Annotated in this window: 10 protein-coding genes and 1 tRNA gene; 1 reads left to right on the top strand and 10 read right to left on the bottom strand. The window is 64.0% G+C overall.

Annotated features, from left to right (window positions below):
* Positions 1-56 precede the first annotated feature (56 nt).
* From U4Y88_RS15080 to U4Y88_RS15100, 5 genes are all read right to left on the bottom strand, one after another.
* Positions 57-755: a C40 family peptidase gene (locus U4Y88_RS15080; protein ID WP_224016754.1), complete on the bottom strand. Its 699-nt coding sequence runs from the start codon at positions 753-755 to the stop codon at positions 57-59.
* Between the two features lie 160 nt (positions 756-915).
* On the bottom strand, positions 916-2,526 hold the full coding sequence (locus U4Y88_RS15085; protein WP_321784804.1) for a dipeptide ABC transporter ATP-binding protein: 1,611 nt from the start codon (positions 2,524-2,526) through the stop codon (positions 916-918).
* 5 nt (positions 2,527-2,531) lie between these two features.
* The gene (locus U4Y88_RS15090; RefSeq protein ID WP_415774444.1) at positions 2,532-3,686 is read right to left on the bottom strand and encodes an ABC transporter permease; all 1,155 of its coding nucleotides are present in this window, start codon (positions 3,684-3,686) and stop codon (positions 2,532-2,534) included.
* Positions 3,640-4,677 (bottom strand): microcin C ABC transporter permease YejB, encoded by a 1,038-nt coding sequence (locus tag U4Y88_RS15095; RefSeq protein ID WP_224016748.1) that lies wholly within the window; start codon positions 4,675-4,677, stop codon positions 3,640-3,642. Before U4Y88_RS15095 ends, U4Y88_RS15090 begins: the two co-directional genes overlap by 47 nt.
* A gap of 25 nt (positions 4,678-4,702) precedes the next feature.
* Positions 4,703-6,634, bottom strand: coding sequence for an extracellular solute-binding protein (locus U4Y88_RS15100; RefSeq protein WP_415774445.1), 1,932 nt, complete (start codon positions 6,632-6,634; stop codon positions 4,703-4,705).
* Positions 6,635-6,743: 109 nt separating this feature from the next.
* Here U4Y88_RS15100 and fabI point away from each other — a divergent pair, with 109 nt between their 5' ends.
* Positions 6,744-7,535 (top strand): enoyl-ACP reductase FabI, encoded by a 792-nt coding sequence (gene fabI, locus U4Y88_RS15105; RefSeq protein WP_321784806.1) that lies wholly within the window; start codon positions 6,744-6,746, stop codon positions 7,533-7,535.
* A 188-nt stretch (positions 7,536-7,723) separates the two neighbouring features.
* On the opposite strand, the gene U4Y88_RS15110 is transcribed toward fabI, so the two are convergent.
* From U4Y88_RS15110 to U4Y88_RS15130, 5 genes are all read right to left on the bottom strand, one after another.
* The gene (locus U4Y88_RS15110; RefSeq protein WP_224016741.1) at positions 7,724-8,086 is read right to left on the bottom strand and encodes a hypothetical protein; all 363 of its coding nucleotides are present in this window, start codon (positions 8,084-8,086) and stop codon (positions 7,724-7,726) included.
* A gap of 539 nt (positions 8,087-8,625) precedes the next feature.
* A tRNA-Ser gene (locus U4Y88_RS15115) sits at positions 8,626-8,719 on the bottom strand.
* Positions 8,720-8,957: 238 nt separating this feature from the next.
* Positions 8,958-10,208, bottom strand: coding sequence for an aspartate kinase (locus tag U4Y88_RS15120; RefSeq protein WP_224016739.1), 1,251 nt, complete (start codon positions 10,206-10,208; stop codon positions 8,958-8,960).
* Positions 10,209-10,679: 471 nt separating this feature from the next.
* On the bottom strand, positions 10,680-12,140 hold the full coding sequence (tilS, locus tag U4Y88_RS15125; protein WP_321784808.1) for a tRNA lysidine(34) synthetase TilS: 1,461 nt from the start codon (positions 12,138-12,140) through the stop codon (positions 10,680-10,682).
* Between the two features lie 47 nt (positions 12,141-12,187).
* A complete protein-coding gene (locus U4Y88_RS15130; protein WP_224013909.1) occupies positions 12,188-13,159 on the bottom strand; it encodes an acetyl-CoA carboxylase carboxyltransferase subunit alpha in 972 nt (323 codons plus the stop codon).
* Between the last annotated feature and the right edge of the window lie 102 nt (positions 13,160-13,261).

Genomic DNA, 13,261 nt, shown 5'->3' on the forward strand with positions numbered 1-13,261 from the left:
GGCTTTTTTTGCGCCGATGCCGCCTTGGCGGACCGGCAGACCCCTACTGCAATACTTTAGTTACCGCTGCCGTCGAACTGCGCGCTCACGCGCTGCTTGAGGCTCTGCGCCTGATCCGGCGTGAACGACGTTTCGACGCGGCGTGCGCCCGTGAAACGCTTTTCCCAGTAGCCGTCGTCCAGGTCGTCGACGCGGATCGTGCTGCCGGTGGACGGCGAGTGCACGAACTTGTTGTCGCCGATATAGATGCCCACGTGCGAGAACGTACGGCGCATCGTGTTGAAGAACACGAGGTCGCCCGGCTTGAGGTTGCTCATGCTCACCTTCTCGCCGACGCGGCTCATTTCTTCAGCGCGGCGCGGCAGGTTCAGGCCCAGCGTGTCCTGGAACACGTAGCGCACGAAGCCGCTGCAATCGAGCCCCGAATCCGGCGTGTTGCCGCCCCAGCGGTAACGCACGCCGATCATGTTCAGCGCGCCGACCACCACGTCGCCGGCCTTGCCGGCCATGCCGGACAGGAACGACTTCGCGCCGCCTTCGGACGGGGCCGGAGCAGCCTGCGATGCGGTTTGGGTGGCGTTTTGAACGGCGGGGAGCGACTGTGCATTCGCCGAATTGCTCGGCGAAAATGAGACATTCTGGTTAAAGCTGCTAGCTTCGTCGGCGAACGCGCCGGGAGCTGCTGCCATCAGGACGCCGATGAACATCCCGGCGACGACGCGCGTGCAAGCCTGGGTCAAGTATCGGTGCTGCATGGGTCGGTAGAAATTGCCCGTAAATCAGGGAGTTAGAAGAAAAGTTTGGACGATACTAGCCAGTAAGTATTTGTGTGTCAAAACTTATAGAAAAATACAATCGCGATGCGCACCTCATTGGTGAATTTCACCAATATTCCCCCTAAAGTTCCGCGATCGTTCAGCGATCGAAGGCGGCTTTCAGCAGCTTTCGCGTGTAAGGGTGAATGGGGTCGTCAAAGATTTTTGTTACATCTCCCGACTCGACAATGGCCCCGTTTTGCATCACGGCGACGCGGTGCGCCATCGCCCCGATCACTTCCAGATCGTGGCTGATGAACACATAGCCCAGGTTGTACTTGCGTTGCAGTTCGGTCAACAAACGCAGCACCTGCTGCTGGATCGAGACGTCGAGCGCGCTGGTCGGTTCGTCGAGCACGATCACGCGCGGCTCCAGCACCAGCGTGCGCGCAATCGCAATGCGCTGGCGCTGGCCGCCGGAAAACTCGTGCGGATAGCGTTGCAGCGCCGTGCGGTCGAGCCCCACCTCGCGCAGCACGCCCACGATGCGCTTGCGCCGCTCCTCCGCGGAAAGATCGGCGCGATGCAGCGCGAGCCCCTCCCCCACGATGCGCTCGACGGTCTGTCGCGGAGAAAGCGAACTGAACGGATCCTGAAAGACCACCTGCAGATGCGAGCGCAAGCCGAGCTTGTCCCGGCCCTGATAGCTCGCGATCGAGCGCCCCTGGAACTCGACCGCGCCCGCCGCCGTGCGTTGCAGCCCCAGCATCGCCATGGCGAGCGTCGACTTGCCCGACCCCGATTCGCCGACGATGCCCAGCGTCTCGCCCTGGCGCACCGACACGCTCGCGTCGTTCACGGCGCGAAAGCGGCCGCGCTCGAACCAGCCCTTGAAACCGGGCAGCTTCGTGGCGAAATCGACGCTCACCTGTTTCGCTTCCAGCAGCACCGGCGCGATCGGCAAGACGGGCAGCACGTTGCGCTCGGGCCGGCTCGCGATCAGGCGCTGCGTATAGGGATGCTGCGGCGACCCGAAAATCTGCTCGACGGTGCCCGTTTCCACGAGCTTGCCCTTCTCCATCACCGCCACGCGCTGCGCGAAGCGGCGCACGAGATTCAGGTCGTGCGTGATCAGCAGCACCGACATGCCGCGCCGCGCGGCTTCCTCGCGCTGCAATTCGAGCAGCAGATCGACGATCTGGCCGCGGATGGTCACGTCGAGCGCCGTGGTGGGCTCGTCCGCCAGCAGCAGACGCGGACGGCACGCGAGCGCCATCGCGATCATCACGCGCTGGCGCTGCCCGCCCGAGAGCTGATGCGGATAGTTGAACAGGCGCCGGCGCGGCTCGGGAATGCCCGTGCGCTCCAGCAGCCCCACGGCCTGTTCGTAGGCTTCCTTCTTCGACACGCCGTCGTGCAGCACGATGGTTTCCGCGATCTGCTCGCCGATCGTATAGAGCGGATTGAGCGCGGTCATCGGCTCCTGGAAGATCATCGCGATGTCGTTGCCGCGCAGGCCGCGCATGTCGCGCTCGCTTTTCGTGACGAGGTCTTCGCCGTCGAAGCGAATCGTGCCGCCGATCTGCGCATCGCTCAGCAGGCGCAGGATCGCGAGCGCCGTCACCGTCTTGCCCGAACCCGATTCGCCGACCAGCGCCACGCGCTCGCCGCGTCCGATCGCGAGCGCGATGTCGTCGACGGCGAGCGTGTCGCCGAAGCGCACGCTCAGATGCTCGATCGAAAGCAGCGGCGCGGAGATGTCTTGAGGCATGGCGCTCACTGGTTGCCTCCGGCTTTCATCGCGTCGGAGATGCGCGTGTCGAGCGCGTTGCGCAGCGCGTCGCCCATGAAGGTGAGCAAGAGCAGCGTGACCACGAGCACGCCGAACGTCGACATCGAAATCCACCAGGCGTCGAGATTGCCCTTGCCCTGCGCGAGCAGTTCGCCGAGGCTCGGCGTGGGCGGCGGCACGCCGAGGCCCAGAAAGTCGAGGCTCGTGAGCGCGAGAATCGACCCGCTCATGCGAAACGGCAGGAACGTGATGACGGGCGTGAGGCTGTTGGGCAGCACATGGCGCCAGATGATCTGCCAGTTCGACAAACCCATCGCGCGCGCGGCGAGCACGTAGTCCTGATTGCGGTTGCGCAGGAATTCGGCGCGCACGTAATCGGACAAGCCGATCCAGCCGAACAGCGACAGCAGCACGATCAGCAGGATAAAACCCGGCTCGAAGATCGACGCGAAGATGATCAGCAGATACAGCTCGGGCATCGCGCTCCATATCTCGATCAGGCGCTGCCCGACGATGTCGACGCGCCCGCCGAAATAGCCCTGCACCGCGCCCGCCAGCACGCCGAGCAAGGTGCCGATGGCCGTGAGCACGAGCGCGAATTGCACCGACACCTTGAAGCCGTACAAGAGCCGCGCGAACAGGTCGCGTCCGCTCGCGTCGGTGCCGAGCCAGTTCTGCCGCGATGGCGGCGCGGGGTTCGGCACCTTCGAGAAATAGTTGAGCGTGTCGTAGTAGTACGGGTTCGGCGGATAGAGCGCGAAGTTGCCCGGCGCGTCGAAGCGCTGGCGCACGTAGGGATCGAGATAGTCGGCGGGCGTCGGGAAATCGCCGCCGAACGCGGTCTCCGGGTAGTCCTTGAACAGCGGGAAATACAGATGCCCTTCGTAGCGCACGACGATCGGCTTGTCGTTGCACCAGAGCGGCCCCGCGAGGCTCGCCGCGAACGCCACGATAAAGATAATCAGGCTCCAGTAGCCCAGGCGCTGCTGCTTGAAACGCAGCCAGACGCGCCGCGCGGGCGTGGGCGACTTGAAGGCGCGCACGCTCTCGGTGCGCTGTTCGGGTTCGGCGCCGGTGCGGACTCGGTTCAACTCAGCGCTCCAGTTGTTCGAATTGAATGCGGGGATCGACCCACACATAACAGAGATCGGAAATCAGCTTGGTCAGCAGTCCAATCAGCGTGAAGAGATACAGCGTGCCGAGCACGACCGGATAGTCGCGCCGCACCACCGACTCATACGAAAGCAGGCCGAGACCGTCGAGCGAAAACAGCGTTTCGATCAGCAGACTGCCCGTGAAGAATGCGCCGATAAACGCGGCCGGAAAACCCACCACGAGCGGCAGCAAGGCGTTGCGAAACACGTGCTTCCAGAGCACCGTGCGCTCGGACAGACCCTTCGCGCGCGCGGTCAGCACGTACTGGCGGCGAATCTCTTCGAGGAACGCGTTCTTCGTGAGCATCGTCGTGACGGCGAAGCTGCCGACCACCGAAGCCGTCACCGGCAGCGCGATATGCCAGAGGTAATCGAGAATCTTGCCGCCGAGCGAGAGCGTGTCCCAGTCGTCGGAGGTGAGATTGCGCAGCGGGAAGAGTTGCAGGAAGGTGCCGCCGCCGAACAGCACGAGCAGCAGCACGCCCAGCACGAAGCCCGGAATCGCATAGCCGATCAGCACGATCAGACTCGTGATGAGATCGAAGCGCGAGCCGTTGCGCACCGCCTTCGCGATGCCCAACGGCACCGATATCAGATACGTGAGAAAGAACGTCCACAAGCCGATGCTGATCGACACCGGCAGCTTCGAAATGATCAGCTTCCACACGCTCTGATGATGGAAGTAGCTCTGTCCGAGATCGAAGCGCGCGAATCGGCCGAGCATCAGGAAATAGCGTTGCAGCGGCGGCTTGTCGAAGCCGTAGAGTTGCTTGAGTTGCGCGATCTGCTGCGCGTCCACGCCCGAGTGCGTGCGCATGCCGAAGGGCATGCCCTGCTCCGCGCCGCGGCGCAGATCGCGCACGGCCTGTTCGACGGGACCGCCCGGCACGAACTGGATCACGGCGAAGGTCAGCGTGAGCACGCCGAGCAGCGTCGGGATCATCAGCAGCAGGCGTTTGACGATGTAGCTCCACATGATTCTGTGCTCGCTTCGAAGAAGATCAGTGCTGCGGTTGCGCTTGAGACGGCGTTTGCGCCAGCGATTTGAGCCACCACGTCGAGATGATCCAGTCGGTCGCGCCATAGTACAGCGGCAGCTTCGACGGATACGCGAGCGTGTTCTTGTAGGCCACGCGGTGCGTCGCGCTATACCACTGCGGGACCACATAGTAGCCGTGCATCAGCACCCGGTCGAGCGCGTGCGTGGCGTCGAGCAGTTGCTCGCGCGTCTGCGCCTGCGACATCGCCTTCAGGATCGCGTCGACGGCCGGCGACTTCAGCCCGATCAGATTGCCCGAACCCGGTTCGCCCGCGGCCTTGCTGCCGAAGCGGTCGATCTGCTCGGCGCCCGGCACCTGCACGTCGGGAAAGCGGATCGTCGTGATGTCGAAGTCGAAGTCGTCGAGACGCTTTTGATAGAGCGCGAAATCCACCGACCGATAATTGATGCGGATGCCGAGGCGCGCGAGCGCCTGCGTGTACTGCGCCATGATCGGCGCCCATTGCGCGGAAGCGGCCGTATCGTCGAGCACCTCGAACACGAAGGGCTGACCTTGCGCGTTGCGCAGCGCGCCGTCGCGATAGGTCCAGCCCGCCTGCGCGAGCAGCGCGCGCGCCTTGAGCAGATTCGCGCGCAGCGAGCCGGGCGGATCGGTATTCGGCTGCGCGGGCGGCGCACCGAACACGGCCGGATCGAGCTGTTTGCGCCACGGATCGAGCAGCGCGAGTTCGCCCGGCGACGGCTGGCCCTTCGCCTGCAGATCGGTGTTCACGAACCAGCTGTCGATGCGCTTGTACTGGCTATAGAACAGCATGCGGTTGAGCCACTGGAAATCGAGCGCGAGATCGAGCGCCTGGCGCACGCGCGCGTCCTGGAACATCGGCTTGCGCAGGTTGATCACGTAGCCCTGCATGCCGGTGCCGTTGTGCTGCGGGAACTCGCGCTTGATCAGCTCGCCGCTGTCGAACTTCTTGCCGACGTCGCGGCGCACCCAGTTGCGCGCGACGTATTCGACGAGCGTGTCGTACTCGCCCGCCTTGAAGGCTTCGAGACGCGCGACATCGTCGGAATAGAGCTTGTAGACGATCTGCTCGAAGTTGTTCTGCCCCACGCGCACGGGCAAATCCTTGCCCCAGTAATTCGGATTGCGACGGTACGTGATCGTGCGGCCGTTCGAGTAGCGGTCGATCAGATACGGGCCGCTGCCGATCGGCTGCTCGAACGCGATCTGGTCGAAGGCGATGCGGCTGCCGTCGGGACGCAGCCCCCACTTGTGCGAAAACACGGGCATGCCGCCCGCGATGAACGGCAGCTCGCGATTGTTCGTGCGGAACTCGAAGCGGATAGTCGCCGCATCGACTACGACTGCACGCGTGATGTCGCTGAAATACGCCTGCATCGACGGCGCGGCCTTGCGGCTCTTGAGCGTGTCGAGCGAGAACTTCACATCGTCGGCGGTGACGGGGTCGCCGTTCGAGAAATGCGCGCGCGGATTCAGATGGAAGGTCACCGAGAGACGGTCGGGCGCGATGCGGATATCGTCGGCGAGCAGGCCGTAGGCGGACGCGACTTCGTCCATGCTGCCCGTCGTGAGACTTTCGAACAGCATCCCCAGACCCGGCGCCGAGTTGCCGCGCAGCGTGAAGGGATTGAACTTGTCGAAGCTCGTCAGGCGGTCGGGATTCGCTAGCACGAGCGTGCCGCCTTTGGGCGCGTCAGGATTCACATAGTCGAAGTGCTTGAAGTCGGCCGGATACTTCGGCTCGCCATACTGGGCGATCGCATAGACCGCGTGCGCCTGCGGCATGGCCGCGAAACACAGCGCCAGCATCGCGCCCGCCGTCGCCAGCCTGCGCCGCAAAGCGCGCCGCCAGGCAGGATGATTTGCCTCACGCGCCGCGCGCGTTTGCCTGCCTCGCGTACCTGTCGTCATAGAAAAGGGGTCGTCCGGGGTGCCAAGTCAAGTGTGAGAGAATTCTACCCAAACCGCGCGGCGCCGCCTCGTCCAGCGCCCGTCGCATTGACCTGATTTAGGAGAATTCATGGGCTTCCTCGCTGGCAAACGCATCCTGTTGACCGGTCTGCTGTCGAACCGCTCGATCGCTTATGGCATCGCGCAGGCCTGCAAGCGCGAAGGCGCGGAACTCGCGTTCACCTATGTCGGCGAACGCTTCAAGGACCGCATCACGGAATTCGCGCAGGAATTCGGCAGCAATCTCGTGTTCCCCTGCGATGTCGCCGACGACGCGCAGATCGACGCCCTCTTCACCGACCTCAAGCAGCATTGGGACACGCTCGACGGTCTCGTGCACTCGATCGGTTTCGCGCCGCGCGAAGCCATCGCGGGCGACTTCCTCGACGGCATGACGCGTGAGAACTTCCGCATCGCGCACGACATCTCGGCCTATAGCTTCCCGGCGCTCGCGAAAGCCGCGCAGCCGATGCTCGCCGACAACGCCGCGCTGCTCACCCTCACCTACCTCGGCGCCGAACGCGCGATCCCGAACTACAACACGATGGGTCTCGCGAAGGCCTCGCTCGAAGCGAGCGTGCGTTACCTCGCGGTGTCGCTCGGCGCGAAGGGCGTGCGCGTGAACGGCATTTCGGCGGGCCCGATCAAGACGCTCGCGGCAAGCGGCATCAAGAGCTTCGGGAAGATCCTCGACTTCGTCGAACACAACGCGCCGCTGCAACGCAACGTGACGATCGAACAGGTCGGCAATACGGCCGCGTTCCTGCTCTCCGATCTGGCGGGCGGCGTGACGGCGGAAATCGTTCACGTCGATGCGGGCTTCAACGCGGTCGTCGGCGGGATGGCGCATCTCGGCGAGTAAGCCGATGCGCGCTTGCGTGCGCTTCGTTGCGCATGCAACCGCGTGTCGATCGATACGTTGAACGCCACGCCAAACGCCAGGCCGAACGCAACGTCGATCGAAGCAGCATGAAAAAAGCCGCCCTCGGGCGGCTTTTTCTTTTGGCCCGCGCGCGTGTCATGCACGCTCGCGATGGGCCGAATAGCGGCTTAGTGCCAGTGTCCCGGCGGCGGGCCGCCGTGATCCGGGCCGCCACGATCCCAGTGACCGCGCGGACCACCAGGACCGTAGCCGCCGTGATGGCGATACCAGTCGTCGCGGCCCCAGTAGCGGCGGCCGTCCCAATAACGATCGCCATGCCAGCCGATCACGATGGCCGGCGCGGCATAGACCGGCGCGGGCTGATAGACGACCGGCGGCGGAGGCGGCGGCGCATAGACCGGTGCGGGCGCGACATAAACCGGGGCCGGAATACCGATGTTGACACCGACGCTCACGCCAGCCATCGCCACGCTCGACGCACCGATAGCCAAGCCCCCGAGCAGCATTGCAACAACACGAGCGAACTTCATGGACTCACCTTTTGGGGTTGATGTTTTGTTGAAGCCAATATAGCGCAGGCACCCCGGCCCGCGTATTTCAACTTTGTAATAACTGATGCACAAAAGCACGATGCGATCTCTGGAGTTACGTCTGGTTACAGAGCGACGAAATAACGCAACAACGCAGGTAACCACGCACGCAAGCGTGCGCATAACAGCGACGCGAGAATAGCACCGTCTACGACAACGCATCGGCGAGGCCTGCAGCGTGCTGCTCATTCGCAAAACGGCTTGCGCGCATCGACTTCGGCGCTGATTCAAAAACGCACGAACGCAATAACGGCCGACAGTGAAAAAACTTTTGCGCGATTTATTTTGGCATCCTGATTATCAAAATCGAATTGAAAGATTCATTCGATGAGAGCGAATGCCAACGCGAAAAACCGCGACGATAAATTCAGGAAAAGCCGCGAACAAAAGCATCGCGAAATTCACGCACAGCGATTTTGCGCGCGGAAAAAGAAAAACCCCGCAAGCCGAGACTTGCGGGGTTTCCACCGCCATTTTACTGGCGGAGACGGAGGGATTCGAACCCTCGATCCAGGTTTTGGCCCAGATGCTCCCTTAGCAGGGGAGTGCCTTCGACCTCTCGGCCACGTCTCCCGAAAACTTCGTTCGCGCCAGGGAGGCAGCGCAACGAAGCCAAGATAATAGCGGGTTAGAACGCTCCGGTCAATTCATAAGACGCTTTTTTTGCAAACTTTTTTCTGCGCGGCTGCAGTGAGCACAGGAGCAGCACACACGCGGCACACAAGCGGTACACAAACCGCGCACAAACAAAGGCTTGCAGGGGCATCTCAAAACAAACTGACCGTCACACTCCTCTCACGCTATCCGCGATTTACGCGTGTTCCAGCTCGAACGCCTTGTGCAGCGCGCGCACGGCGAGCTCCATGTACTTCTCGTCGATCAGCACCGAGATCTTGATTTCCGACGTCGAGATCATCTGGATGTTGATGCCCTCTTCCGACAGCGTGCGGAACATCTTGCTCGCGACGCCGACGTGCGAGCGCATGCCCACGCCCACGACCGAAACCTTCGAGACCTTCGCGTCGCCCAGCACCTGCTCGGCGCTCACGTGACCCTTGACCGTGTTGTTCAGCACGTCGATGGCGCGCTGATAGTCGCCGCGCGGCACCGTGAACGTGAAGTCGGTCTTGCCGTCCACGCTCTGGTTCTGGATGATCATGTCGACGTCGATGTTCGCGTCGGCGACCGGGCCGAGGATCTGATACGCGATGCCCGGCTTGTCGGGCACGCCCATCACGATGATGCGGGCCTCGTCGCGCTGGAACGCGATACCCGAGATGACTGCTTTTTCCATGGTGTCGTCTTCTTCAAAGGTGATCAGGGTGCCCGAGGACATTTCCTCGTCGAGGTTCATCAGCGGGTCGGTCAGGCTGGAGAGCACACGCGTCTTCACCTGATATTTGCCCGCGAATTCCACCGAGCGGATCTGCAGCACCTTGGAGCCGAGGCTGGCCATTTCCAGCATCTCTTCGAACGTGATGCGGTCGAGGCGGCGAGCGTCGTCGACCACACGCGGGTCGGTCGTGTAGACGCCGTCCACGTCCGTGTAGATCAGGCATTCGTCGGCCTTCAGCGCGGCCGCGACCGCGACCGCCGAGGTGTCCGAGCCGCCGCGGCCGAGCGTCGTGATGTGGCCTTCGGGATCGATGCCCTGGAAGCCCGTGATCACGACCACCTTGCCGGCGTCGAGGTCGGCCTTCACGCGCTCGTCGTCGATCTCGTTGATGCGCGCCTTGGTGAACGCGCTATCGGTTTTGACCGGCACTTGCCAGCCGGTGTAGCTGATGGCGTCCACGCCCGCATCCTGCAGCGCGATCGAGAGCAGACCGACGCTCACCTGTTCGCCGGTCGCCGCAATCATGTCGAGCTCGCGCGGGCTAGGCTGCGCCGAAATCTCTTTCGCGAGGCCGAGCAGACGATTGGTTTCGCCGGACATCGCCGAGGGCACCACGACCATCTGGTGGCCGGCCTTGTGCCATTTGGCGACGCGCTTGGCGACGTTCTTGATGCGCTCGACCGAGCCCATCGAGGTGCCGCCGTATTTGTGTACGATGAGTGCCATTGTCGTTCTGAACTGGAGATGTTACCGCGCTGGCGCGCCGGGATCGGCACCGCCGGGGAGCCCGGGGGTGTCCCGGGATAGAGGCCGCGGCGGCGCTCCGGCGCGTGCAGCACACGCGGAGTTTGCCCTCGGAACCGCGTGGCCGTGCTGACCCGCGCGCTCCGCCCGCATACCGCTACGACGTCCTTGCAACCGTCGGATGGAAACCGCTCGAAGGAAAAATCGCGCCTTCACGGCGAGCGCCGCTTTTGACGGCGTCCGTGAACGCGAAAAAGCGGGCTGGACAAACGAGTTACCCTACCCGATCGAGGTCAAAATTACAAGACGAAAATGGCCGACGGGAGCCGAAAAAGGCTTGTGTGGCAAGGATTTGCGGCGAAACGGCAACTTTGACCGCGATGCCCGGCGCATCACGCGGGACAACTGCGCGACAACTGCGGGACAACTGCGCGCCAACCACGCGCCAACCGGTCATGCGATCGTCAGATCCTCGCGCCACTCGATACGGCGCCAGCGCACGCTCGGGTTCGCAGAATCGACAGCGTCGGCCTCGAATGCGCCGAACGCCGACCGGTTCACACCGATGCGGGGCACGAACAACAGCGTCTCGCCCGCGTACAGTAGCGGCACGTCGCGCTCCCATGCGGGCACGCCGCGCGACTGAAACAGATTCTTGAGCGTGCGGCTCACGTTGGCCGCCTCGTCGCGCACACGCTCGCCGCCCGAACGCGCGCGCGCCACGAGCGGTGTCTGCCGAAGCACGGCTTCGGGAACGGCATCGGGATCGTCGGCGCTCGCGGGCGCGAACACGAAGCTGCCGCGCCACGACGGCAAACGCCACACTTCCTCGCCGCGCCAGTCGAGTTGCACCGGCGCGCGTGCATTGCCCTCGTCCATCGATTCCTCGCTATCTGATGAGTTTTCGCCACGCGTATCGTCCCAACTGACGAGTCCGCGATAACAACGCAGCGTGAAGCCCGCGTGATCGACGCGCAACGCGTGATCACCGCCCTCGCCCTTGAGCGCGATCTCGCGCAACTGACGCAAGGCGTCGGCGATACGCGCGGTCGATGCCGCCGGCATGCCGCGCGCACGCATCCAGTAGCGCAGCAGATTGAGCGCGCGCGCATCGTCGAGCGCGACGAGCGCCGTGTGCGATAACGCGTCGCCGTCCGCCTGCGCGGCGTCACGCAGATCGATACGCGCGAGGTCGTCGAGCAGACGCTGCGCCGACGCCGCGTGCGCCGCCGTGCGCGCGAGCGCCTCGCGAAAACCGGGGAAATGCGCCGAGAGCGCGGGCGTCACGTCGTGACGCAGCGCGTTGCGCGCATAACGCGTGTCCTCGTTCGATTCGTCCTCGATCCAGCGCAGATCGTAGGCGTGCGCGTAGCGTTCAAGTTGCACGCGCAACAAAGACAGCAGGGGCCGCACGCGCGGTACCGCGCCCGCCACGGCGCGCTCGGGCGCCATCGCCGCGAGGCCCGCCAGCCCCGCGCCGCGCAGCAATTGCAGCAAGACGGTTTCGGCCTGATCGTCGGCGTGCTGGGCGAGCCACAGCGACTGCGCGCCGTGCGCGGCGCACATCGCCTCCAGCGCGCGATAACGCGCCTCGCGCGCGGCCGCCTCGACACCCGACGGATCGTCGTGCGCCACCTCCACGCGGCGCGCCTCGAACGCGACGCCATACGCGCGCGCCGTCGCCTCGCCGTGCGCGAGCCAGTGATCGGCGTTCGCGCTCAGGCCGTGATGCACGTGCAGCGCGACGAGCCGCGCCGGGCCGGCCGCACGCACGGCCGCGTCGAGCAGCACGGACGAGTCGAGCCCGCCGCTGTACGCGATGGCGATACGCGTGTCTTCGGGTAGCGCGGAAAGCACAACGCCGAGCGCATCGATAACGATGCGCCCGGCGTCGGATTCGGGATGGTCGGTCAAGGCGTGACGGCGCTCGAGCGCCGGCAGACGTTGATGACGGCGTGCGCTTACGCGCCCGGCGTCGATTCCTTGAACTTGCCGTAGGTCATCAGGCGCTCGAAACGGCGGTCCTTCAGCTCGGCGATGCTCATGCCCTGGAACTGGCGCAGCGAGTCGGAAAGCGCACGGCGCAGCAGCGCGGCCATGCCCTTCGGATCGCGATGCGCGCCGCCGAGCGGCTCGTTCACGATCTTGTCGATCAGGCCGAGCGCCTTCAGGCGGTGCGCCGTGAGGCCCAGCGCTTCAGCAGCTTCGGGCGCCTTGGCGGCACTCTTCCAGAGGATCGATGCGCAACCTTCCGGCGAGATCACCGAGTAGGTCGAGAACTGCAGCATCATGACCGTGTCGGCGACCGCGATCGCGAGCGCGCCGCCCGAACCGCCTTCACCGATGATCGTCGTGATGATCGGCGTCTTCAGCTCGGCCATCACGTAGAGGTTGTGGCCGATGGCTTCCGACTGGCCGCGCTCTTCCGCGCCGATGCCCGGGTACGCGCCCGGCGTGTCGACGAACGTGAAGATGGGCAGGCCGAACTTCTCGGCGAGGCGCATCAGGCGCTCGGCCTTGCGATAGCCTTCAGGACGCGGCATGCCGAAGTTGCGCGCGGCGCGCTCCTTCGTGTCGCGGCCCTTCTGGTGGCCGATGATCATGCAGGCCTGGCCGTTGAAGCGCGCGAGGCCGCCGACCACCGACAGGTCGTCCGCGAACGAACGGTCGCCATGCAGTTCGTGGAAATCGGTGAACAGCTCATGCACGTAATCGAGCGTGTACGGACGCTGCGGATGACGCGCGATCTGCGAAACCTGCCACGGGCTCAGGTTCGCGTAGAGGTCCTTCGTGAGTTGCTGGCTCTTTTTCGACAGCCGGTCGATTTCTTCCGAAATATCGACAGCCGAGTCGTCCTGAACGAAGCGCAGTTCTTCGATCTTCGCTTCGAGTTCAGCGATCGGCTGCTCGAAATCCAGAAACGTGGTTTTCATGTGTTGGAATCCTTGCACTTTGCGGCAGCGCGTATTCTAACCGCGCCGGCCCGTGTCGAAATCGGCGCAGAACTATCGAATTCTTATAACGATAGGATAAAG

It is taken from the genome of Paraburkholderia sp. J94, assembly GCF_905220285.1.
In the GTDB taxonomy this organism is placed as follows: Bacteria; Pseudomonadota; Gammaproteobacteria; order Burkholderiales; family Burkholderiaceae; genus Paraburkholderia; species Paraburkholderia tropica_A.

What these genes read in the sequence shown, in the direction of transcription:
- fabI (WP_321784806.1), top strand. Translation starts at nt 6,744, where the DNA reads ATGGGCTTCCTCGCTGGCAAACGCATCCTGTTGACCGGTCTGCTGTCG.
- U4Y88_RS15090 (WP_415774444.1), bottom strand. Translation starts at nt 3,686, where the DNA reads ATGTGTGGGTCGATCCCCGCATTCAATTCGAACAACTGGAGCGCTGAG.
- U4Y88_RS15085 (WP_321784804.1), bottom strand. Translation starts at nt 2,526, where the DNA reads ATGCCTCAAGACATCTCCGCGCCGCTGCTTTCGATCGAGCATCTGAGC.
- U4Y88_RS15110 (WP_224016741.1), bottom strand. Translation starts at nt 8,086, where the DNA reads ATGAAGTTCGCTCGTGTTGTTGCAATGCTGCTCGGGGGCTTGGCTATC.
- U4Y88_RS15120 (WP_224016739.1), bottom strand. Translation starts at nt 10,208, where the DNA reads ATGGCACTCATCGTACACAAATACGGCGGCACCTCGATGGGCTCGGTC.
- U4Y88_RS15095 (WP_224016748.1), bottom strand. Translation starts at nt 4,677, where the DNA reads ATGTGGAGCTACATCGTCAAACGCCTGCTGCTGATGATCCCGACGCTG.
- U4Y88_RS15130 (WP_224013909.1), bottom strand. Translation starts at nt 13,159, where the DNA reads ATGAAAACCACGTTTCTGGATTTCGAGCAGCCGATCGCTGAACTCGAA.
- U4Y88_RS15100 (WP_415774445.1), bottom strand. Translation starts at nt 6,634, where the DNA reads ATGACGACAGGTACGCGAGGCAGGCAAACGCGCGCGGCGCGTGAGGCA.
- U4Y88_RS15080 (WP_224016754.1), bottom strand. Translation starts at nt 755, where the DNA reads ATGCAGCACCGATACTTGACCCAGGCTTGCACGCGCGTCGTCGCCGGG.